General features: G+C 65.9%; 20 protein-coding genes. 7 read left to right on the top strand and 13 right to left on the bottom strand.

The annotated features are described in order from the left end of the window. Nucleotides 1-12: 12 nt before the first annotated feature. The 5 genes from grxD to hemA all read right to left on the bottom strand — a co-directional run bounded on the left by grxD (nucleotide 13) and on the right by hemA (nucleotide 4,444). Nucleotides 13-324: a Grx4 family monothiol glutaredoxin gene (gene grxD / locus ACCD03_RS06790; protein ID WP_024977796.1), complete on the bottom strand. Its 312-nt coding sequence runs from the start codon at nucleotides 322-324 to the stop codon at nucleotides 13-15. A gap of 69 nt (nucleotides 325-393) precedes the next feature. Then, nucleotides 394-1,296: a peptide chain release factor N(5)-glutamine methyltransferase gene (gene prmC, locus ACCD03_RS06785; protein WP_325654172.1), complete on the bottom strand. Its 903-nt coding sequence runs from the start codon at nucleotides 1,294-1,296 to the stop codon at nucleotides 394-396. Nucleotides 1,297-1,393: 97 nt separating this feature from the next. Next, on the bottom strand, nucleotides 1,394-1,762 hold the full coding sequence (locus ACCD03_RS06780; protein WP_045203077.1) for a hypothetical protein: 369 nt from the start codon (nucleotides 1,760-1,762) through the stop codon (nucleotides 1,394-1,396). A gap of 181 nt (nucleotides 1,763-1,943) precedes the next feature. Then, nucleotides 1,944-3,026: a peptide chain release factor 1 gene (prfA, locus tag ACCD03_RS06775; RefSeq protein WP_325654174.1), complete on the bottom strand. Its 1,083-nt coding sequence runs from the start codon at nucleotides 3,024-3,026 to the stop codon at nucleotides 1,944-1,946. A 110-nt stretch (nucleotides 3,027-3,136) separates the two neighbouring features. Next, entirely contained in the window at nucleotides 3,137-4,444 is a 1,308-nt protein-coding gene (gene hemA, locus ACCD03_RS06770; protein WP_045203079.1) for a glutamyl-tRNA reductase, read from the bottom strand. 222 nt (nucleotides 4,445-4,666) lie between these two features. On the opposite strand from hemA, the gene ACCD03_RS06765 reads away from it, so the two are divergent. Continuing rightward, nucleotides 4,667-4,909, top strand: a complete 243-nt coding sequence (locus ACCD03_RS06765) for a GlsB/YeaQ/YmgE family stress response membrane protein (protein WP_045203080.1) — start codon at nucleotides 4,667-4,669, stop codon at nucleotides 4,907-4,909. Between the two features lie 30 nt (nucleotides 4,910-4,939). On the opposite strand, the gene ACCD03_RS06760 is transcribed toward ACCD03_RS06765, so the two are convergent. From ACCD03_RS06760 to ACCD03_RS06740, 5 genes are all read right to left on the bottom strand, one after another. Then, the gene (locus ACCD03_RS06760) at nucleotides 4,940-6,898 is read right to left on the bottom strand and encodes a response regulator (protein ID WP_413411185.1); all 1,959 of its coding nucleotides are present in this window, start codon (nucleotides 6,896-6,898) and stop codon (nucleotides 4,940-4,942) included. Nucleotides 6,899-6,923: 25 nt separating this feature from the next. Continuing rightward, complete coding sequence (locus ACCD03_RS06755) at nucleotides 6,924-7,391, bottom strand: response regulator (RefSeq protein ID WP_009241984.1); 468 nt, start codon at nucleotides 7,389-7,391, stop codon at nucleotides 6,924-6,926. Nucleotides 7,392-7,431: 40 nt separating this feature from the next. Then, complete coding sequence (locus ACCD03_RS06750; RefSeq protein ID WP_413411184.1) at nucleotides 7,432-9,705, bottom strand: ATP-binding protein; 2,274 nt, start codon at nucleotides 9,703-9,705, stop codon at nucleotides 7,432-7,434. A gap of 342 nt (nucleotides 9,706-10,047) precedes the next feature. Beyond that, nucleotides 10,048-11,142 (bottom strand): redox-regulated ATPase YchF, encoded by a 1,095-nt coding sequence (gene ychF / locus ACCD03_RS06745; RefSeq protein WP_024977789.1) that lies wholly within the window; start codon nucleotides 11,140-11,142, stop codon nucleotides 10,048-10,050. 124 nt (nucleotides 11,143-11,266) lie between these two features. Next, a complete protein-coding gene (locus ACCD03_RS06740; RefSeq protein ID WP_413411183.1) occupies nucleotides 11,267-12,154 on the bottom strand; it encodes a DMT family transporter in 888 nt (295 codons plus the stop codon). Between the two features lie 377 nt (nucleotides 12,155-12,531). Here ACCD03_RS06740 and ACCD03_RS06735 point away from each other — a divergent pair, with 377 nt between their 5' ends. Then, nucleotides 12,532-12,909, top strand: coding sequence for a flagellar protein FliT (locus ACCD03_RS06735; protein ID WP_413411182.1), 378 nt, complete (start codon nucleotides 12,532-12,534; stop codon nucleotides 12,907-12,909). A gap of 31 nt (nucleotides 12,910-12,940) precedes the next feature. Here the strand turns inward: ACCD03_RS06735 and ACCD03_RS06730 are convergent, their stop codons facing one another. From ACCD03_RS06730 to ACCD03_RS06720, 3 genes are read right to left on the bottom strand one after another with little or no spacing between them, the layout of a single operon-like run. After that, nucleotides 12,941-13,414 carry a lytic transglycosylase domain-containing protein gene (locus ACCD03_RS06730; protein ID WP_253541988.1) on the bottom strand — a complete coding sequence of 158 codons (474 nt, stop codon included), beginning with the start codon at nucleotides 13,412-13,414 and terminating at the stop codon, nucleotides 12,941-12,943. A gap of 21 nt (nucleotides 13,415-13,435) precedes the next feature. Further along, complete coding sequence (locus ACCD03_RS06725; protein WP_413411181.1) at nucleotides 13,436-13,774, bottom strand: hypothetical protein; 339 nt, start codon at nucleotides 13,772-13,774, stop codon at nucleotides 13,436-13,438. 10 nt (nucleotides 13,775-13,784) lie between these two features. Continuing rightward, nucleotides 13,785-14,174 carry a hypothetical protein gene (locus ACCD03_RS06720; RefSeq protein WP_413411180.1) on the bottom strand — a complete coding sequence of 130 codons (390 nt, stop codon included), beginning with the start codon at nucleotides 14,172-14,174 and terminating at the stop codon, nucleotides 13,785-13,787. 366 nt (nucleotides 14,175-14,540) lie between these two features. On the opposite strand from ACCD03_RS06720, the gene ACCD03_RS06715 reads away from it, so the two are divergent. From ACCD03_RS06715 to ACCD03_RS06695, 5 genes are all read left to right on the top strand, one after another. Continuing rightward, nucleotides 14,541-15,836 (top strand): UbiH/UbiF family hydroxylase, encoded by a 1,296-nt coding sequence (locus ACCD03_RS06715; protein WP_413411179.1) that lies wholly within the window; start codon nucleotides 14,541-14,543, stop codon nucleotides 15,834-15,836. Between the two features lie 46 nt (nucleotides 15,837-15,882). After that, entirely contained in the window at nucleotides 15,883-16,629 is a 747-nt protein-coding gene (locus ACCD03_RS06710) for a DsbC family protein (protein WP_045203090.1), read from the top strand. 78 nt (nucleotides 16,630-16,707) lie between these two features. Then, nucleotides 16,708-17,724: an MDR family oxidoreductase gene (locus tag ACCD03_RS06705; RefSeq protein WP_413411178.1), complete on the top strand. Its 1,017-nt coding sequence runs from the start codon at nucleotides 16,708-16,710 to the stop codon at nucleotides 17,722-17,724. 67 nt (nucleotides 17,725-17,791) lie between these two features. Then, nucleotides 17,792-19,648 carry a M61 family metallopeptidase gene (locus tag ACCD03_RS06700; RefSeq protein ID WP_413411212.1) on the top strand — a complete coding sequence of 619 codons (1,857 nt, stop codon included), beginning with the start codon at nucleotides 17,792-17,794 and terminating at the stop codon, nucleotides 19,646-19,648. A gap of 18 nt (nucleotides 19,649-19,666) precedes the next feature. Continuing rightward, nucleotides 19,667-21,883, top strand: coding sequence for an FUSC family protein (locus ACCD03_RS06695; RefSeq protein ID WP_413411177.1), 2,217 nt, complete (start codon nucleotides 19,667-19,669; stop codon nucleotides 21,881-21,883). Nucleotides 21,884-22,480: the final 597 nt, after the last annotated feature.

Raw genomic sequence — 22,480 nt, 5'->3', positions numbered from 1 at the left:
CGAGAACAGAGCTCAAGCAGCCAGCAGCGGCTGCAGTTCGCCGCTCTGGTACATCTCCATCATGATGTCCGAGCCGCCGATGAATTCGCCCTTGACGTAGAGCTGCGGAATGGTCGGCCAGTTGGCGTAGTCCTTGATGCCCTGGCGGATTTCATCGTCTTCCAGCACGTTGACGGTGTGCGGACGGTCCACGCCGCAGGCCTTCAGGATCTGGATGGCGCGGCCCGAAAAGCCGCACATCGGGAATTGCGCCGTGCCCTTCATGAAGAGGACGACGGGGTGGCCTTTGACGATCTGATCGATCTTTTCGTGCGTGGTGCTCATGGGGAGACTCGATTTGGTGAGGGGCGGCAGCTGGGTGTCCCGAGCTGACATCCGCATTGGAAAACCTGCCTATTTTAGCGAGGAACGCGCGCTGGCGTTTTGATCCAGCCATTGCCCGCCGCTGCAGCGGTCGTGGTCGGCCAAGTCTTGCGCGGTGAAGACGTTGGCGAAGCCGGCGCCGCTCAGCAGCGCGCGCACGGGTTCGCCCTGATCGTAGCCGTGTTCGAGCAGCAGCCAGCCGCCGGAGGCAAGCCGTGCAGGCGCCCCTGCGACGATGCTGCGCAGGTGGCGCAGGCCGTCATCGTGGTCGGTGAGGGCGCTGGCGGGTTCGAAGCGCAGGTCGCCCTGGTCGAGATGCGCGTCGGTGGCGGCAATGTAGGGCGGGTTGCTGGCGATCAGGTCGAAGGCGTGTGGCGCATGGGTTTCGGCCAGCGCGCCATACCAGTCGCCCAGCGCAGCCTGGACGTTGGCGGCCCCCAGCGCCTCGGCGTTGCCGATTGCCACGGCCAGCGCATCAGCGGAGGCATCGGTGGCCCATACGCGCGCGTCGCGTCGCGCCAACGCAATCGTGATGGCAATGATGCCGCTGCCGGTGCCCATGTCGAGCACGGCGGGCGCATCGCGTTCTTCCAGACGGTCCAGCGCCTGTTCAACGAGCAATTCCGTATCGGGGCGCGGAATCAGCACGGCTGGCGTCACCTTGAACGTGCGGCCGAAGAATTCACGTTCGCCCAGCAGATAGGCCATCGGCTCGCCGGCCAGGCGGCGGGTGGCGAGGTCGCTGATTTGCGCGCGCGCGGCCACGTCGATGGCGCACGTGTCTTGCGTGATGAGTTGCACGCGCGACAGGCCCGTCACGTGCGAGACCAGCATCCGTGCTTCCAGAGCAGGCAAGCCGGCGCGCGCCAGCGCCGTCAGCGCGTCGGACACGCGAGCCAGGGTTTCGGGCGAAATGACGGAAGCAGACGACACGGCAACAGACCAGCAGCGAAGATCGGGCGCACAAAATAACACGGGCCCGGCCGAAGTGGCGCGGGCCCGCGAGCGGGTCGGTTTGGTTAAACAGCGTTTATTGCTTGGTCGCGTCCTTGACCTTGTCGGCCGCTTCCTTCGTGGCGTCTGCGGTCTTGTCGGCTGCAACCTTGGCGGCGTCGGCCGTCTTGTCGGCTGCGGTCTTGGCGGCATCCTTGGCCTGTGCCAGCGCACCTGATGCAGAGACCTGCGCATCCGAAGCGGCTTGCGAGAGTTCCACCTTGGCGGCGTCGGCGGCCTTGCTCACGGCGGTGCCGGCGTTGTCGATCGCCTGCTTGGCGGCGTCCTTCGATTGCTCCATCGCGCTCTTGGCAGCCTGGTCGGTGGCGTCGTCTTTCTTGCCGCAGGCGGCCAGGCCGAGTGCGAGGGTGGTAGCGACAGTGATGGCCAGCAGTTGGGTACGCATTGCGATTCTCCTAATCGTGATGTTGCCGCGCTTGTTGATGAGTGCGCGCCGGATGCGACCGGCGATGCACTCGGCGTGATCGAGATCGATTATAGGAACGCGAGGCCGGCTCGCCATCGCGCAAAGCTGTATCAAACGCAAGCGGATGTTACGGAAGGCGCGCTTTTTAACGATTGAGCGATCAGGCGTCTTCGCCCAGCGCCGCGAGCTGTTCCGCTTGGTGCTCGGCCGCCAACGCGCCCACGAGTTCGTCGATGTCGCCGTCCATGATCGCGTCGATCTTGTACAGCGTCAGGTTGATGCGGTGATCGGTCACGCGGCCTTGCGGGAAGTTGTATGTGCGGATGCGGTCGGAGCGGTCGCCCGAGCCGATCAGGCTCTTGCGGGCGCTGGCTTCCTTGGCTTGCGCTTCGCGCTCCTGGCGATCCTTCAGGCGCGCAGCCAGCACCTGCATGGCGCGATCCTTGTTGCGGTGCTGACTGCGGTCGTCCTGGCACTCCACCACCAAGCCGGTCGGCAGGTGGGTAATGCGCACGGCCGAATCCGTCTTGTTGATGTGCTGACCGCCCGCGCCGGACGCGCGGAACGTATCGATGCGCAAATCGGCCGGGTTGATCTGGATGTCGGCCAGCGCATCGGCTTCCGGCATGATCGCCACGGTGCAGGCCGACGTGTGGATGCGCCCCTGCGCCTCGGTGGCCGGCACGCGCTGCACGCGGTGGCCGCCCGATTCGAACTTCAGGCGCGAGTACGCACCTTCGCCCACCAGCCGCGCAATCACTTCCTTGTAGCCGCCCAGGTCCGAGGGCGATTCGCTCACGATCTCCACCTGCCAGCGCTGCCGTTCGGCGTAGCGCGTGTACATGCGCAGCAAGTCGCCGGCAAAAAGAGCGGATTCATCGCCGCCCGTGCCTGCGCGGATTTCTACGAAGATGTTGCGATGGTCGTTCGGGTCTTTGGGCAGCAGCAGGCGCTGCAGCTCGCCTTCGAGGGATTCCATGCGCTCACGCGCGGCGCGGAGTTCGTCTTCGGCAAACGCCTTCATGTCCGGGTCGGCCGCCAGTTCCTGCGCGGTGGCGATGTCTTCGTCGGCCTGCTTCCACGCGGCAAATTGTGCGACCACGGGCTCCAGTTCGGCGTGCTCGCGCGTGAGCTTGCGATATTGGTCGAGGTTGGCGGTGGCGTCTTCACGCGCGAGCAGCGCGTTGATTTCGACGATGCGCTCGGCCAGTTGGTCGAGCTTGGACAGCATGCTGGGCTTCATTCGGGCAGTCGCGGAGGGAAACGCTGGAAGCGAGGGCGGCGCATGATACCGCGCCAGAAGTTGCGTGCCGGAGTGAAAACATGCGGCGCGCGCGTGCGATGCGCTGGCCGCTAGCGCTCGGAGTGGCTGGACTGGCGGAACAACGCCGGCAGCAGGTCGATGAGCTGTTCGCGGCCTTCGCCCTGCGTGTGGTTGAGCGCATGCGTCGGGCCGTGGAGGAATTTCTTGGTCAGCGCCTGCGACAGCGCTTCGAGCACCAGCGCCGGATCATCGCCGCGCGCAAGCATGCGCTGGGCGCGTTCCAGTTCACCCTGGCGCAGCGTTTCGGCCTGCGCATGCAGATCGCGGATGATGGGCACCACGCTGCGCGCATCGAGCCAGTGCATGAAGTTCAGCACGCGCGTTTCGATAATGGCCTCGGCCTGCGCCACGGCGGCCTGCCGCAGCGCGTTGCCCTCGCGCACGATGGCGCCCAGGTCGTCCACGGTGTAGAGGAATACGTCGGACAGACGCGCGACTTCGGGTTCGATGTCGCGCGGCACGGCCAGGTCGACCATGAACATGGGGCGGTGGCGGCGCTGCTTGATGGCGCGCTCCACGGCGCCCAGGCCGATGATGGGCAGCGTGCTGGCCGTGCACGAAACAACGATGTCGAACTCGGCGAGCTTGGTCGGCAGTTCGGCCAGGCGGACGGCGCGGGCGTTCAGGCCCTGGTTCGACAGCGATTCGGCGAGCTTCTCGCCGCGTTCCAGCGTGCGGTTGGCGATCACTACCTCACGCGGCGTCTGCGCTGCGAAGTGCGTGGCGCACAGCTCGATCATTTCACCGGCGCCGATGAACAATACGCGCTGATCGGCGATCGATTCGAAGATGCGCTGCGCCAGGCGTACGGCGGCAGCGGCCATCGACACGGAATGCGCGCCGATCTCCGTCGTGCCGCGCACTTCCTTGGCCACCGCAAAGGTGCGCTGGAATAGCTGATTCAGGTACGTGCCGAGGGCGCCCGCTTCGGTGGCGGTGCGCACGGCGTCTTTCATCTGGCCGAGGATCTGCGTCTCACCCAGCACCATGGAATCGAGCCCGCTGGCCACGCGGAAAGCATGCCGTACCGCCAGCGATTGCCCGAGCGAATACACATGGGGCGCGAGTTCGCCGGGGTCGATGTTGTGGTGCTGTGCCAGCCAGCGAATCGCATGCTCGTGCGCGGTCTGCTCGGGCAGGTTGCCGTCGGTGGCGCAGTAGATTTCGGTGCGATTGCAGGTGGAAAGGATGGCCGCTTCGGCCGTGCTTCTGAGGTGCGGCAGGTGCTGGCGCAGCGTGCCCAGCGCGGGCTTGAGCTGCTCGAGCGGAAACGCCACCTTCTCGCGCAGGGAAAGCGGCGCAGTGTGGTGGTTGATTCCGAGGGTCAGCAACTGCATGTGGGGCGGCCGGTTAATTGGGGACGGCACGAATTTTGAGCACTCTGGATTATAACGCCCGGCCTCCGGATGAGCAGGACCCAGGTCAAATCTGGTGGCATGTGTGGACGAATGTCGATTATTCGTCACGCACCGCGTGGTGGGCCACCGTGGCCTTCTGCACCGTCCTGCGCTAAGGTACGCGTCCAGTTGAATCGCTCAAGGGCAATACGGAGAACAGGCATGGGGTGGATCGGGCCGCTATGGATCGGGCTGGCGGTGGGCGTGGCGGCGCGTTGGCTGCATCCCGCAGGCAAACGCCTGGGGTGGGCGGCTGCGCTCGTGACGGGCGGGATTGGCGCGTTGTTTGGTTACTACAGCGGCCAGTTTGCCCACCTCTATGCCGATGGGCAGATCATGGCCTGGACGGCCGCCGTGGTGGGCGCCATGCTGCTGCCCGCCGCCTGGGGCCTGCTGCGCCGCTAGGGCGAGTGTCCTGCGGCGTTCTGGCGCGGCTCAGCCCGCGCCCACGTCGGCAGTGCGCGCATCGCGCGCGGCCAGGTAGCCGGCCATCAGCGTTTCCAGCCGCTTGAAGTCAACCGGCTTGGTCAGGTGATCCGTAAAGCCCGCGTCGCGGCAGCGGGCGATGTCTTCTTCCATGCCGTAGCCCGTAATCGCAATCGACGGTGCGGCTTGCCGCTCGGCAAAAATACGCACCACGTCCAGGCCGCTGCCGTCCGGCAGGCCAATATCGCTGATCAGCAGATCGAACGTGCCAGATTCAGCGGCTTGCATGGCCGTGCGGGCACTATTGGCCACGGCGACGCTGTGACCGAGAATCTCCAGCATTTGCGACATCGCTTCGGCCGTATCGGCGTTGTCTTCGACCAGCAGCACGTGCAGGCCGCGCGTCGGTTGGGCGCGCGGCAAGGGTGGCGAGGGGGGTGTCTCGGGCTGCACCATCTCGGTGGCCAAGGGCAGCGTGAGCGTGAACGTAGCGCCCTCGTGGCGGCCTGCGCTCTCGGCAATCAATGACCCCTCGTGCTTCTGCACCAGCGCGTAGGCAATCGCCAGGCCCAAGCCCAGCCCGCCAAAGCGCTGCGTGATCGATGCGTCGGCCTGTTCGAACGCCGAGAAGATACGCGGCAGTGCGTCGAGTTCGATGCCGATGCCGTTGTCCTTCACCGCCACGGCCACGGTGGCGGGCGACGGGTTCCAGACGCGCACCTCGATGGCGCCGCCTTCGGGCGTGAACTTGACGGCGTTGCGCACCAGGTTCCAGATCACCTGCTGGATGCGTGCGCCGTCGGCATACAGCCGGCTGCGGCCCGCCTCGAAGCGCGTCTTGAGCGACAGCCGCTTGGCCTGCATGTCGTTGCGCGACATCTCCAGTGTGCTTTCCAGCAGCGGATACAAATCGACCAGCGCAAAGCTGACCGCCAGCTTGCCGCGTGCAATGCCGGTGATGTCGAGCAGGTCGTCGATCAGGCGCGCTTCCAGCTCTGCATTGCGGCGCACGACTTCCAGTTGTGCGACCACATACGCCGGCAGATCCTGGCGCAGTTCCAGCAGGTGCACCGCGGTCAGGATGGGCGTGAGCGGCGTGCGCAGTTCATGCGAAAGCACGGCCAGGAAGTGGTCCTTGGCGTGGTTGGCGGTCTCGGCTTCTTCCTTGGCACGGCGCAGGGCGTCGGCAGCGATTCGTTCTTCCGTGGAGTCGCGGATGATCTTTGAGAAGCCGACCAGTTGCCCGGTCTCGTTGTGGATGGCGGTGACCACGCTTGATGCGTAGAACGGCGTGCCGTCCTTGCGCAGCATCCAGCGGTCGTCGGTGAGGCTGCCTTCGCGGCGCGCGCGTTCGAGCTTGCGCTGGAATTCACCGGCCTCGCGCGCGGCCTGCGGATACAGAATCTCGGCCGACTTGCCGAGGATGTCTTCGCGTGCATAGCCGAGAATGCTGCGCGACGCCGCGTTCCAGGTGCGCACGATGCCCTGCGGGTCTAGCGAGAGCACGGCGTGCTCCTTGAGTGCGTTGATCAGCAGGCGAAAGTGCGTCTCCGCCTCGCGCAGGGCGGCTTCGGCGGCGATGCGCTGGCGGCGCTCGGCGGCTTCGGCCAGCGCGCGCAACAGCACCACGGGCAGGCGCTGCAAGCGCTGCTTGATGACGTAATCGGTGGCGCCGCGCTTGAGCATGTCCACTGCGTGCTCCTCGCCCAGCGCACCCGATACGAAGATAAACGGCGTTTGCGGCGCCATGCGGCGCGCAATATCGAGCGCTTCCACGCCCGTGAATTGCGGCAGCATGTAGTCGGCCAGAATGGCGTCGAAGGTCCGTGCGCTGAGCTGGGCGATGAAGTCGGTCTCGTTGTCGACCAGCGTGGTGTCGGCCTGCAGGTTGGCGGTTTCCAGACGCGCGCGCGTCAGTTCTGCGTCGAGCGGATTGTCTTCGACCAGCAGCAGTTGCAGATTGGGCATGGGGGCGAATGCTCCGGATTGGCGGCTAGCTCGCCGGCAGCAACGTGCGGCGTGCCCGGGTGGAGCCCGGCGGCGGTTCGTTCAGCACCGCCCAGAACACGCCCAGGTCGGCAATCGCATCGACAAACGCGCGAAACTCCACCGGTTTGACCACATAGGCATTGACGCCCAGCTCGTAGCTGCGCAGGAGGTCGGTTTCTTCTCGCGACGAGGTCAGCATGACCACCGGCAGGCTCTTGAGCACCGGCGTTGCGCGAATCTCAGCCAGCACTTCCAGGCCGTCGACCTTCGGCAGCTTCAAGTCGAGCAGCACCACGGCGGGGTTGCCCGGTACGCGTTGCGCGTAAAGGTTGCGTGCGTGCAGGTAATCCAGCGCTTCAGCGCCGTCCCGGGTGACGACCACATCGTTGGCAAGCTGGCTGCGCTCCAACGCCAGCAGGGTCAGCTCGAGGTCGTTTGGGTTGTCTTCGACGAGCAGGATGGGTTTGAGCATGGTGACAATGAACGTGGAAAGAACGATCAGGCATCGCGAGTCAGGGTGTGCTGAGGCCTGCCTCGGATACCGCCTGCGGGTCGGGCGTGCGCGGCAGCGCGAAGTAGAACGTCGCGCCGCGATTGAGCTCGCCCTCGGCCCAGGTGCGGCCGCCGTGGCGATCGATGATGCGCCGCACATTGGCCAGGCCGATGCCGGTGCCCTCGAACTCGTCCATGCGATGCAGCCGCTGGAACACGCCGAACAGCTTGGCCACGTATTCCATCGAGAAGCCCACGCCGTTGTCGGCAATGCGCACGATGGTTTCGGCGTCGGTCTGTTCGGCGTCGATATGGATACGCGCCGGATCACGGTCACGCGTGTATTTGACGGCGTTGGAGAGGAGGTTGCGCATCGCCAGTTGCAAGAATGCCGGGTCGGCGCACACCACGGGCAACGCGGCGATACTCCACTCGATATGGCGGCGTCCCTGGTCGATCGTCATGTCGCGCACGACGCCACGCACGAGCTGGGCGAGATCGACATCGGTCAGGTGGAGCGCGCCCCGGCCCATCTGCGAGAAGGTCAGCAGATCGTCGACCAGCTTGCCCGCAAAGCGCGACGACTCCGAGATCGTCTGCAGAAAATGCCGCCCGCGCGCCGAGACATGCTGGCCCTCCATCTCGTCGAGCAGTTCGGCATAGCCGGCAATGTGGCGCAGCGGTGCGCGCAAGTCATGTGAAACGGAATACGAGAACGCTTCCAGCTCGTGATTGGCGCGGCGCAACTCGCTGGTCAACTCCGCGGCTTCTTCAGCGCGGCGCAGCACGATGTTGAGGACGGCGTAGCGGAACTCCGCAGCGGTCTCCACTTCGCTCGTACGCCATGGGCGCGAGGTGTGGGCGATGTGTTCCTGCCAATGGCGCGTGCGGCCGAGCATATGCTCGTTATCGTGGCTGGTGGCCAGGTCCGGTGCGTCGCCCGTCCAGCGCACGGTGTGCGGGGTTTCGGGGCGGAACCACATTACGTAGTGCCGATGCAGCTGCGAAACCTGCACGGCCAGCACGCCGCTGGCCTGGGGCAGCAGCGCGGCGCCGTCCGCATAGGTGGCGGCCAGGCGGTCGGTGTGGAAGACCTCGCCGGGGTGCTCATTGGCCAGCCATTCGGTCAGGCGCAGGATGCTGTCTTCGTCAGGCGCGGCACCGATGCGCATGCACTCGCCCTGGCGCACGATGGCAGCGCCGCTGGCCGAGGCAAAGCGCAACAGATCGGCGGGATGTTCGATCAGGCCATCCTGGAAATGGTCACGGTCGGCCATCGCGGCCAGCAGGCGCACCAGGATGCGTCGCAGCTCGAGCCGGTGGGCGATCTCGGCGCGGTCTTCCTTCGCTTCGATCTGCAGCGACAGAATCTGCGCCAGGTGTTCGCATGCCGTGCGCACCTCAAACGACAGCGAACAGGGCGTCGCATGGTGGCAGGCGATCAAGCCCCAGAGGTTGCCGCGCACCGTAAGCGCCAGCGTAAGCGAGGCCTTGGCGCCCATACGGCGCATGGTTTCGCGCTGGGCCTCGGACGCAGCGCGCAGGGCAGCGTACGTCAGATCAGTCGCGCGCCCCGTGGACGGATGCAGCGGCGGCACCAGCCCGACCGGCGTGTCGTCCACGTCTGCCACCAGGCGCAAGGGGCTGTGGCTATACAGGCTGTGCAGTTCGGGCGTCACGCCCGCTCCGGACAGGTGCGTGCCGACCAGCGTGTCATAGGCGTTGTCGCGCGCCTCTGCGAGTGCCTGCAAGGAACCATCGCGGTCTATGCGGTAGATCGTGACGCGGCCAAAGCCGGTCAGGCGGCGGACTTCGCGCGCGGCCAAGTCCGTCAGCGCATCGACCGTGCTGGCCGCTTGCAGGCTGGCGACGAACGTGCGCACCAGCGGGTACATCGATGCAAACGCGCCGTCGGCCGCATGCACCGCGGGTTCCAGCTCCAGGATCAGCGTGCGCTTGTGCCGGTGCATCACCGCGTCGAGCGCGTGGCCGTGCGGCGTCTGCAGCGTGCCGATATACAGCGGATGGCCGTCGATGCTGTATGTGCCCAGGGCGCGCTCCAGCACCTCCCGGCCGGCGGTGCCGATCACACGGTCGACGGGTGCGTGCAGGGCAGTGGCCAGTGGCGTACCCAGGGCCGCCTCCAGGTTTTCGCTCACCTGACGGATGCGTAAATCAGGTTCGGACAGGCACAGCAACACCCCGCGCGACTGGATGGCGGCGTTGCTGCCACTACCTATGGCGTCGTCGATGTCGTCCACTACGGACAAGGGCGGAGGCGATTGCGAACTCATGGCGTCGGGCGAGTGCGCCACCCCGATGGCCTTGGCTGAATGCTTGGCGGGGGCGGCGGGCTGCCCCGGGCGGAAGCGGCCTGCCGGGGTTCAGCGTATTTGCCAGGTTCCTACGCAAGCGACGTGCCCGACACGCGAAAACGGCATGGCGATGCGCCCGGTTGAGCACCGAAGCAGCGTTGTCGTCCCTTCCTGCATGTAAAAAAGTGCTGCTGGGCCGCCTCAACGTTACAAGGCTGGACGGTGCCCCGCGCAGCCCTGTTGCCCAGGCTTGCATTTTCGCGTCGCCCATGAAAAAAGCCCCGCAGCGATTGCGGGGCTTTTTCGTTGTGCTTGTGCTGGTCAGACGTTGAACAGGAAGTGCAGCACATCGCCGTCCTTGACGATGTATTCCTTGCCTTCGGCGCGCATCTTGCCGGCTTCCTTGGCACCTTGTTCGCCCTTGAACTGGATGAAATCGTCGTACGAAATCGTCTGGGCGCGGATAAAGCCGCGTTCGAAGTCGGTGTGGATGGCCGCAGCGGCACGCGGGGCCGTGTCGCCGATGTGGATCGTCCAGGCGCGCACTTCCTTCACACCGGCGGTGAAGTAGGTTTGCAGGCCGAGCAGCTTGAAGGCCGCGCGGATCACGCGGTTCAGGCCGGGTTCGTCCATGCCGATGTCGGCCAGGAATTCAGCCTTGTCAGCGTCATCCAGATCCGCGATTTCGGCTTCGATGGCGGCGCACACGGCAACCACCGGCGAATTCGTCTGCGCGGCGTAGTTGCGCACGGCGTCCAGGTGCGGGTTGTTCTCGAAGCCGTCTTCGCGCACGTTGGCCACGTACATGGTCGGCTTGGCGGTAATCAGGCACAGCGGCTTGATGGTTGCCCACTCATCGTCGGTCAGGTTCAGGCCGCGCACCGGCTTGGCTTCATCCAGCACCTTCTGCGCTTTTTCCAGCACCGCGACCAGCTTGGCGGCTTCCTTGTCGTTGCCCGACTTGGCGGCCTTGGTGTAGCGCTGCAGTGCCTTTTCAACCGTGGCCAGGTCAGCGAGGGCCAGTTCGGTGTTGATGACCTCGATGTCGGCGATCGGGTCGACCTTGCCGGCGACGTGGATCACGTTTTCATCTTCGAAACAGCGCACCACGTGCGTGATGGCATCCGTCTCGCGGATGTTGGCCAGGAACTGGTTGCCCAGGCCTTCACCCTTGGAGGCGCCCGCCACCAGGCCCGCAATGTCGACGAACTCGACCACCGCCGGCAGCACCCGCTCGGGCTTGACGATGTCGGCCAGCGCTTGCAGGCGGACGTCCGGCACTTCCACCACGCCTACGTTGGGCTCGATCGTGCAGAACGGGTAGTTCTCGGCAGCGATGCCGGCTTTGGTCAGGGCATTGAACAGGGTCGACTTGCCGACGTTCGGCAGACCAACGATGCCGCATTGGAGGCTCATGGTGAAAAAGGCTCTAAATCAAGGGGTTGCGTGACGCGGGGGAGGCGGCAGCACAGCGGAATCCGGGCTGTGCGCGTCGTTCACGGAAAGGCGTGATTGTAACCGCTCCGGATGGGGGCTAGCCCTACGATGCTGCTTCGGCGCGCTTGCGCTGCGTGCGGCTGGCCAGCACCAGGCTAATGCCGCCGAGGATGGCGCCAGAGGCGGCAGCCAGGCGCGGGGTCAGCGGCTCCGCCAGGAACAGCACCGCGCCGAACGCCGCAATGGGCGGTACCGACAGTTGTACCGCCGCCGCACGGATCGCCGACAGCCCTTTGAGCGCGGCGTACCAGATCACATAGCCGATGCCCGAAGTGAGGGCGCCGGAGGCAAGCGCGAGCAGGATACCGGCCGGGCTGGCGTGTGCGCGGTCATACAGCAACATGCTCAGCGCGAGCGCCATGGGCGCGGCGCGCAGGAAGTTGCCGGCAGTTGCACCCAGCGGATTGTCGAGCCCGCGCCCGCGCAGCGAATACACGCCCCAGGCAACGCCCGCCACCGTCATCAACGCGGCGCCCAGGGGCGTCGGCGCTGTCACGCCGGGCGATACGAGATAGACGAGCCCACCTGCCGCCAGCGCAAAACCCGCCCAGCCAAGCGCCTCGAACCGTTCGCCGGCACGCAGGCCGGCCGCCAGCATGGTGAGCTGCACCGCGCCAAACAGAATCAGCGCGCCGGTGCCTGCGCTCAGCGTCAGATACGCAAACGAGAAGAAGACGACATAGACGAAGAGCATCGTCGCGGCAGCCCAATCAACACGCGCTGGCGGTGTCTGCCCCGCGCTTGCCCGCGCAAGGACGGCCAGCACGGCGGCGCCCGATACCAACCGGATGCTGGAAAAGCTCGCCGCATCGATGGCCGCGTGTTGAAGCGCCAGCCGGCACAGCAGCGAGTTCGACGCGAACGCCACCATGGTGATGCAGGTGAGCAGCACCGTGCGCAGGGCGGGGTGCGCGTCGTTTGTCTGGTCCATGTGAGTTCTCATTCGATGGGCAATCGGCGCTCCGGAGATGCCCGGCCCGAGCAACAGACCGCATGCGAGCGGCGTGATGTCCTCATTCTAGAGTGCGGCTTTGGGCAAACAAGGCGCTCCACGGCCGCATGGACGAGGGGGCGAAGGCGTTACGGGCCCCGTTACGCGTTACGTTCCAGAAACGTAACAAATTCGCTTGAAGCGGCCGTTTTTCGGGCCTGCGACGCCTGCCGCCAGATGCCCTCCGTATCCTGCGGGGCCAAGCCGGCAAAGGCTTGAGCGCCGTTTCCGCGCGAGCTGGAGACGGCGGCGGGCCGCCCGGGCATGCCTATTGCACTGGTCTCCCGCAAATAACACGTTTGATTCTGGAGCACAGCATGTCCTGGACCGTCGCCACCGCCGCCCGCCCGATCCATACGGTTTCCGACAGCGCCGGCCTGTTCGCCAGCTACGAGGCCATCGCGAGCCTGTCCGAAGACATGGTGGATGCTGCCGAACGCGGCGATTGGGACGAAGTGAGCCTGCTTGAGCGCGAATGCGCGGCCCACATGGAGCGTCTGGGCCACGGCCTGCGCCCGGCCTTGTCGCACGAAGAAGTGCAACGCAAGCGTGACCTGATGATGCGTATTCTGGCCAACGACGCCCGCGTGCGTGCGCTGGTCTGCCCGCGCCAGGATGAACTGATGCGCCTGGTCAGCGGCGAGCGCCGCGCCATTGGCGCACGCCAGGCGTACGCCGCCGTTTCGTACTACTGAGCAGCAGAGCGGTTCCGGGACCGGACCCGATTCAGCGGTCGGCCCGCAATTCTCCCCACGACATCAGCACCCGCTGGATGCTGCGCGCATAGGCGTCGCGGTGGACAGGCGTTTCCGAGTGGTACGCGCCGATGGCCCGCCAGGTGTTTCCGTGGCGCACCATCTTTTGCTTGAGCAGCCACGCCGCCACGAACACGTTGACGCAGGCGTCGGTCAACGCACGGCGCGGCACGCCGTAGCGGGCCAGCGTGCTGAAGTGGATCGAGTTGATCTGCGCCTGGCCGATGTCGACCGAGCCGTCGGCGTTGCGGTGGATGGCGCCGGCATCGCCCTTTGATTCAAACCACACGATCGCGCGCAGCACCGCAGGGTTGACGCCCTGGTAGGTGCCCGCCTGCTCGAAGCAATCGCCCGAGGCGGCGTGCGCAGCAACGCTGGAGGCGGCCAGCACAAGCGCCACGCCAAGGCGGCTGCAGGTCAAGCGAAGAGGGCGGGCGAGGGACATGGCGGCTCCGGCGGTTTCCGATTACTTCTGCAGGGCCACTTCAAGCTGCCGCTCGATACCGGCCAGATACGTGTGCGATGCCTCCGACACCACCATGCGCGGCACCGGCTCGGTCGCCTTGCGCCACTGTGGGGGCGCGACCTTGCGCTTGCCGCCGCGCGTGCGCGCCACGGGCGCCGGTTCGATTTCGGCTCCGCCGCCGGGCGGCAGCATCGCCAGCGAGGGCAGGGGCGGATAGACGCGGTCGGGCGCCGCGGCCGTCGCCGGCATCAGTGCGTCGGGTGGCGCGGCAAAGGCCGTTGCGGCCGGTGTCGCCAGCAGGCCAACGGTGAGCGGAAAAAGCAGATGAGTCATACGCATGACGTTCCTCTTAATCCTGCGTGCGGATCGTCACGCTGTAAGGCTGGCTGGCGCTGACGGTCAGGTTTTCCAGGCGGACGTAGCCGGCGCGCTGCGCGGGCACGCCGTTCCACAGCGCCTGGTTCAGATAGCGGAAATCCTGGGCCAGCGCGGCCACCTGGATCGTCGCCGGGCGTTTCTGCGCTGCGGCCAACGCGCCGGCCTTGGTCAGCACGGCGGTCAGTTGCGGGTCATGCGCGCCCAGTGCATCGGGCGGGATGGCGAAGGTCATGACTTCGCCCGTGGGCGCGGTGCGGGCTACCGGGGCCGGCGTCTGGGCAGGCATTTGCGCGCAGCCGGCCAGTGCCAGCAGCGCGGCCAGCGTCAGCGATGCGGCGAAGCGTTCGGAAAAAGTCCACATGGCGATGAGGAATGCGTGGATCGGACCCGCACTGTATCGGCGGGTCGTGCGTGTCAAAACGTCGAATTACCCAGCTTTTATCGGCCATCCCGACGGATGGCTTGAGGGCCCGATCCAAGGTGAAAACGGCGTCACATCGCGGGTTTGTGGGCAGGCGACGTGCTTGGCACATATGCGGCGCAAACGTCATCTCAAAGCGACAAATATGCGCTGTACGCTGCAATGGGCCCGGGTGATGCGAACGTCTCGCCGGGCCGGCGCTGCGCGTAAACACCGAGCCGGGATACCACGGCGCCAAGTGTCGGCCGTGACACATTTGCGCGGCCACAAGGCTGGAAGACCCCTCGCCGCTATAATCGGCGCACCATGAATACACCCGCGTTTTCCTCTTCCAAGGCTGTGCCCAAAGAGGCAGCGCCTTACCACTTAGCCGTGGTGGGCGGCGGCATCGTCGGGCGCGCCTGCGCGCTGCGGCTGGCGCAGATCGGCTTGCGCATCGCGCATATCGCACCGCCCGCTCCAGCCTCCGCGCCCGCTGGGCCGGATGCCTGGGATGCGCGTGTCTACGCGTTCTCGTCCAGCTCCCAGGCGCTGCTGGAGCAGCTGCGCATCTGGCCGGCGCTCGACATGACGCGCGTGCAGCCTGTGCACGACATGCGGATCTTCGGCGACGACGCTGCAGCACGCGGCGAGCACGCCCACCCCGACCTGCATTTTTCCGCCTACGCAGCCGGCACGCCGCAACTGGCGTGGATTGCCGAATCGTCGCTCGTCGAGCGCGCGCTGGAAACGGCGCTGCGCTTCGCCCATACGGTGCAGACCTTCCCGCACGCCGCCACCGGCTTCGAAATGGAAGCTGATGCCGTGCGGCTGACGCTGGCCGACGGGCAGACGATCCGCGCGGAATGCGTGATCGGCGCCGACGGCAAGAATTCGTGGGTGCGCCAGCAGGCCGGCATCCAGGCTGAAGCGAAGCCGTATCGACAGCTTGGCGTGGTTGCCAACTTCCAGGCCGAGCGCTGGCATCAGGACACCGCGTGGCAATGGTTCCTCGGTGCATCTGCCGAGCAGGCCGCCGCAGCGGATGACACCGCCCCGTTGCGCGGCGAGATCCTCGCGATGCTGCCGTTGCCCGATCGGCGCATGTCGATGGTGTGGTCCGCCAGCGAAGACCACGCCCGCGAGCTGCTCGCGCTGTCGCCGGAGGCGCTGTGCCGCGCCGTGGAAGCCGCGGCCGGTGGCGCCATCGCCGCACGCTTTGGTCGTCTGTCGAACATCACGCCTGCGCAGGGCTTCCCGCTCGTGCTGCAACACGCCGGCCGGGCGGTCGCGCCGCGTGTGGCGCTGGTGGGCGACGCTGCGCATGTGATCCATCCGCTGGCCGGGCAGGGCATGAACCTCGGGCTTCGGGATGTGGCCGAAATTGGCCGGGTGATGGCGGAACGTGAAACCATGCGCGATCATGGCGATCTGAGGTTGCTGCGCCGTTACGAGCGCGCCCGCCGCGAAGACCTGCTTTCGCTTACGGCCGCTACCGATGGTCTGCACAAACTGTTCGCCCTGCCGGGCGCGCTGCCCCGCACGGTACGCAACGCGGGGATGCGCATGGTGGGCATGACGCCATTTATCAAACGCTTGTTGATCAAGCACGCACTCGGCTGAGGCTGTCTCAGCGGGTTTGTGGTTTTTCGGGGTTCCAGGAGTCGTTATGTCGTTTCGTATTCGGGTGGCGGCCATCGCCTCTGCGGTGGCTGTGGCAGCCATTGGCGCGGGCTATGTGTTGAGCGCCGGTGCTGCCGAGCCCGCATTGGACAAGGTCAAGGCCACGGTACAGAAGGCCCTGGGCCCGAACGTGGAAATCAAGAGCGTCACCAAGTCGCCGCTGGCTGGCCTGTACGAAATCAACCTAGGCAGCCAGGTCGTCTATAGCGATGCCACCGGCCGCTACGTGCTCAACGGCGACCTGCTTGATACGCAGACCGCTACCAACCTCACGCAAGAGCGGCTGGCTGAGCTGAACCGCGTGAAGTGGTCCGACTTGCCGCTGGACCGCGCCGTGAAGTGGGTCAAGGGCAACGGCGCACGCAAGATCGCCGTGTTCTCCGATCCGAACTGCCCGTACTGCCATAAGCTGGAGCAGATGCTCACGCAGGTCGACAACATCACGGTCTACACCTTCCTGTTCCCGATTCTGTCGGAAGACTCCAACACCAAGGCTAAGCAGATCTGGTGTTCGGCTGACCGCGCCAAGGCCTGGCGCGACTGGATGACCGCCAAGACCGCCCCGGGCGGCGCCGGCACCTGCGACACACCGCTGGAAGCCAACCTGAAGCTGGGCCAACAGCTCAACGTGACCGGCACGCCGGCCATCATCTTCCCGGACGGCACCCGGGCCCCCGGCCTGATCGACGCGGCTACGCTGGAGCGCAAGTTCGCCGCGCTCAAGAAGTCGTAATTCGCACGAAGGAAGCGCCGGTAGATCCGGCGCTTTTTCTTTGGGCGCTTGCATTCACCTCACCCTCGGAGACTTGGCATGTCGTTTCGCGCGCTGATGCTGGAAAAGCAGGATGGCGGGCCGCTGGCCCACATCGTCGACCTCGATGACGCGGCGTTGTCCACGCCCGAAGCGCTTGCCAACGACGTGACCGCTGGCGACGTGCTGATCCGCGTGGACTGGTCGACCATCAATTACAAGGACGGCCTGGCCATCACCGGCAAAGGCCCCGTCGTGCGCAAGTGGCCGATGGTGGCTGGTATCGACGGCGCGGGCGTGGTGCTCGATTCCTCGCACCCGGACTGGAGGACGGGCGATTCGGTCGTGCTCAACGGCTGGGGCGTCGGCGAGACGCACTGGGGTTGCCTTGCCCAGCAGGCGCGGCTTTCCGGCGATTGGCTGGTGGCATTGCCGGCGGGGCTCGATGCGCGCCAGGCCATGGCGATCGGCACCGCAGGCTACACGGCGATGCTCTCGGTGTTGGCGCTTGAGCGCGCCGGCGTGAAACCGGGCGACGGCGAGGTGCTGGTGACCGGCGCCTCGGGCGGCGTGGGCTCGATCGCCATCGCGCTGCTCGGCAAGCTGGGCTACCGCGTGGTGGCGTCCACCGGCAAGACGAGCGAGGCCGATTTTCTGCAGGCGCTGGGCGCGGCGGAGGTGATCGACCGCGCCGAGCTGTCCGCCCCTGGCAAACCGCTGCAGAAGGAGCGCTGGGCCGCGGTGGTCGATTCGGTGGGCTCGCACACGCTGGTCAACGCCTGCGCACAGGTGCGCTACGGCGGCGTCGTCACGGCGTGCGGGCTGGCGCAGGGGATGGATTTTCCGGCCACCGTCGCGCCGTTCATCCTGCGTGGCATAACGCTGTGCGGGATCGACAGCGTGATGGCGCCGCGTGCGTTGCGCCAGACCGCGTGGCAGCGCCTGGCCGCCGATCTGCTGCCCGATCGCCTGGCCGCCATCACGCGCGAAGTGACGCTCTCAGGGGCCATCGACGCTGCACACGACATCATGGCCGGCAAGATGCGCGGGCGCGTCGTGGTCGACGTCAACCGATAGGCTGGCAGGCCGGTTTGCGGACGATTTGCCTTCGGCAGCGTGGGACGGCAACGCTACAATGTCCGCCATGAAGCCGATCCGCTACACCATCGCCCCCACCGCGCCTGAAGCGCACGTTTTCACCGTCACCGTCACGGTTGACGCGCCTGACAGCCAAGGCCAGCGCTTTTCGCTGCCGGCGTGGATTCCGGGCAGCTACATGATCCGCGAGTTCGCACGCAACATCGTGCGGATCGAGGCATCGTCGGCTGACAGGCCGGTGCGCCTGACCAAGGTCGACAAGCACACGTGGTGGGCCGCCCCGTGCAGCGGGCCGCTGACGGTTTCATACGACGTCTATGCGTGGGACTTGTCGGTGCGCGCCGCGCATCTGGACGCCACGCACGGCTTCTTCAACGGCACGTCGGTATTCCTGCGTGTGGAAGGCGCGGATGACCAGCGGTGCCTGGTCGACATCCAGCCGCCCGCCGGAGATGCCTACCGGGGCTGGCGCGTGGCCACCGCGCTGCGCGAGGCCACTGGCCGCGTCCAGGGCAAGGCTGGTGCCAAGCGCTACGGCTTCGGCTGGTACGAAGCGGCCGATTACGACGAACTGATCGACCACCCGGTCGAGATGGGCACGTTCGAGCTGGTGTCGTTCGAGGCCTGCGGCGCGCAGCACGACGCCGTCTTTACCGGCCGTGTGCCGAATCTCGATCTGGAACGCATTGCCCGCGACTTCAAGCGCATCTGCGAAGAGCAGATCCGCCTGTTCGAGCCGCACACTGCCACGGCGCCGTTCCTCGACAGCAACCGCCGCTACGTCTTCATGACGATGGTCACCACCGACGGCTACGGCGGCCTGGAGCACCGTGCCAGCACCGCATTGATGTGCGCGCGCAATGACCTGCCCGTGACCGGCCGCGACGAAACCACCGAGGGCTATCGCACCTTCCTTGGTCTTGTCAGCCACGAGTATTTCCACACCTGGAACGTCAAGCGCATCAAGCCGGCCACCTTCGTGCCGTACGCGCTCGACCGCGAGGTCCACACACCGCTGCTGTGGCTGTTTGAAGGGTTCACCAGCTACTACGACGACCTGATGCTGGTGCGCTCGGGCCTGATCTCCGAAGCGCAGTATCTGGAGATGCTCGGCAAGACGTGGAACGGCGTGCTGCGCGGCAGCGGCCGACTGAAGCAGAGCGTGGCCGAAAGCTCGTTCGATGCGTGGACGAAGTACTACCGCCAGGACGAAAACGCACCCAACGCCATCGTCAGCTACTACACCAAGGGCTCCCTGGTGGCGCTGGCGCTGGACTTGACGATCCGCACGCAGACCCACGGCGAACGTTCGCTCGACGACGTGATGCGCGCCCTGTGGGTGACGTACGGCCGTGATTTCTATGCCGCCGGGCACACGCAGCGCGGCGTGACTGAAGCCGGGCTGATCAGCCTGATGGAAGAAACCACCGGTGTGCGCCTGCGCACGCTGGTGCGCCAGTTGAGCGAGGGCCGCGACGACCCGCCGCTGCCCGCGCTCTTCAAGGCGATGGGCGTTAGCGCCACGCGCAAGGCTGCCGATACGGCGCTCGCGCTGGGCGTCAAGACCGCCGCCGAGAACGGCTTCGTCAAGCTGCAGCAGGTATTCGACGGCAGCCCGGCGCAGCGCGGCGGGTTGTCTGCCGGCGATCTGATCGTTGCGGTGGATGGCCTGCGTGTGCCGGCCGGCCAGCTCGACAAGACACTCACGCGCCATCGCGCCGGCGATACCGTGCCGGTGCACGTGTTCCGCCGCGACGAACTGATGACGCTGAACGTGACGCTCGCCGCCGATGCTACGCCGCAGTTCACCCTGGCGCTGGCCACGGAGCCTTCGCCGCTGCGCTCGGCGTGGCTGGGCAAGCGGGCGGCCGCGCGCAAGGTGGCGCGCGGCAAATCGGCCTGACGCGCGCCGCCTGATCCGATGGATTACGTCCACGATCCTCGCACCTTCCTCTACAGCCATTACGTCTCGCGCGGCATCCGTACTGCCACCGGCGTGATCGGCCTGACGCTGCTCGCGCTGCTGGTGATGGACCTGCAGGGCGCGATGGTGGTGTCGATCGGCGCGCTGTGCACGAGCCTCATGGATTTGCCCAGCCCGCTGCGGCACAAGTTCAACGAGATGATGGCGTGCGTGCTGCTGACCACCGCCGTCACTTTTCTCGTAGCGGTGGTGACGCCGTACGCCATCCTGCCGGCGGTCATCGTGGTGGTGAGCTTCCTGGCGGGGCTCATGGTGGCGTACGGCAACAAGACGATGCCGCTGCAGTTTGCGGCGCTGTTCGTCATGACGCTCACGTTCACCGAGGAATTCGCTTTTCGCGAAGCGGTGGAACACACCCTGCAGTTCTTCCTCGGCGCCATCGGCTACATGGCCTTTGCGATGGCGGTGGCGTGGGGCCAGCGGCGACGCATCAAAGAGCAGGTGCTGGCCGAATGCCTGTACGAACTGGCCGTGTACGTGGAACGCAAGGCCGGCTTCTACGACGCATCCAAGGATTTCGACGAGCAGTTCAATGCGCTCGTGCGCCAGCAGATTTCGGTGGCCGACAAGCAGCAGGTGGCGCGCGATTTTGTTTTCCGCGATAACCGCACCTCCAGCGACGGGCGCCTCGTGCAGATCCACATGCGGATGCTCGACATCTACGAGTACCTGCTGTCGTCCAACACCGACTATGTCGTGCTGCGTCAATGGCTGGCCGATGCCGAGGTGTTGCGTCTGCTGCGCGAGCTGATCGAGCGCATGCGCCTGGACATCGAAGGCGTCGCCTATGCCGTCGGCCGTGATCGGCCATCGCCTACGCCGATGTCGTACGACAAGGAGATGGCCGCCATTGAGGCAGCGCTGCTCGAACTCCAACGCGACCACCATGGCGTGCCGATCGAAGCCATTGCAGCGCTGGAAGAATCGGTGGCCACGGTGCGCGGCGCGATCCGCCTGATGGCGCAATTGCATGCCGCCACCGACACGCAGGTCGAGCCGTCGCAGGTGCTGCTGCGTCCGGACATGACGCCGTTCCTCACACGCCAGAAATACGAACTGCGCCTGGTGCTGGAAGAACTGACCTGGCGGTCTCCGGTGCTGCGCTTTGCGTTGCGCATCTCGATGGCGGTGGCTGCCGGGTTGTGGATTGCCGACCACCTGCCATATGCGTCGCACGGCTACTGGGTATTGCTGACCATTGTCGTGATCCTCAAACCGACGTTCAGCATGACGCGCCAGCGCAACTTCGACCGGGTGCTTGGTACGCTCATCGGCTGCGTGATCGCGGCGGTGATTCTGCGCTTCACCCATTCGACCTGGATTCTGATGGGCGTGCTGTACCTGTCGACAGCGGCCAGCGCGGCGTTCGTCACCGTGCGTTACCGCTACACGGCCATTGCCGCCTGCGTGCAGGTGCTTATCCAGATCAACCTGCTGCTCCCGGGCAGCAAGGGCGCCATTGGTGAACGGCTGGTCGATACGCTGATCGGGGCGGCCATCGCCACCGCCTTCAGCTACGTGCTGCCCGCCTGGGAATATCGCAACCTGCCCAAGCTGGTCGATGACGTGCTGCGCACGAACCGGCGCTTTATTGAGGCCGCGCGCGAGCTGCTGCTCGGCACGCTCAAAGATGATTTCGCCTATCGCGTGCAGCGCAAGCAATACATGGAATCGCTCACGGGGCTGATCTCCGCCTTCGCGCGCATGCTGGACGAGCCCAAGAGCCGCCACCGCGCCGTCGACAACCTCAACCGCTTCATCGTCCAGAACTACTTGGTGGCCGCGCATGTGGCGGCGGTGCGCATCCTGATGCGTCAGCGCGCGCAGGAACTGGACGAAGCTGACACCCGCGCGCTGGTCGAGCAGACCGCCGAAGCCGCGCTCGAAAGCCTCGCGCGCGCCAAGGAGCGTTTCGACCAGGCTGTGCATGAAGGCGGGTGGGGCGTGCGTCCGCGCGACACGCAAGAGTTGGGCGCTGCGGATTTCGCCGATAAATCCGCCCGTTCCCGCATGGTCGATGCGGCAGCAGAATCAGATTCGCTATCGGCGATGCACTTGCTGGAGCGGCGCCTGCAGGCGCTGCGGGCCGATACCGCCAAGATTGCATTGCGCTGTGGTGCGCTCGGACGCGCGCTGCGTATCTCGAAGGACTAGCGCGGCTGGTGGCTGAAAGGCTTCGCTCGGGCGGCGATCTTCCACCGCAACTGCGCTGAGCCCTGGACCCTCGACGACGGGGCTCAGAGAGCCGACGTCCAGCTACAGACAGCCGACATCCAGTATCCGAGCGTCAAAGGTCGGCCTCAGAGGGCCGAAGTCGAGTCTCGGAGGGCCGATGACGGATCTCGGAGGCTCAAACTCGAGTCGAGAAAAAGTCGAATTTGAGCCTCAGAGAGTCGAAGCCGAGCCTCAGACAGTCAAAGGTGACCTTCGGAGCGTCGACGTTGGGCCTCGGAGGGTCAAAGAGTCGAGTCTCAGAGAGTCGAAGCCGACCCTCGGAGAGTCGAAGCCGAGTCTCGGAGAGTCAAAGTCGAGCCTCAGAGAGTCGAAGCCGAGTCTCGGAGAGTCGAAGTCGAGTCTCAGAGAGTCAAAGTCGAGTCTCGGAGAGTCAAAGTCGAGTCTCGGAGAGTCAAAGTCGAGCCTCAGAGAGTCGAAGCCGGGCCTCGGAGATTCAACGTTGAGTCCTGGAGCGTCGAACCCGGCTTCCAGGCACTCAAAGCCGATGCTTTGGGGCTCGTCGATGGGGCCGCGTGG

The organism is Ralstonia sp. Ralssp135, assembly GCF_047304345.1.
In the GTDB taxonomy this organism is placed as follows: Bacteria; Pseudomonadota; Gammaproteobacteria; order Burkholderiales; family Burkholderiaceae; genus Ralstonia; species Ralstonia chuxiongensis.
Note: the sequence above shows the minus strand (reverse complement) of the source record. Positions and strands in the feature narration are given on the sequence as shown.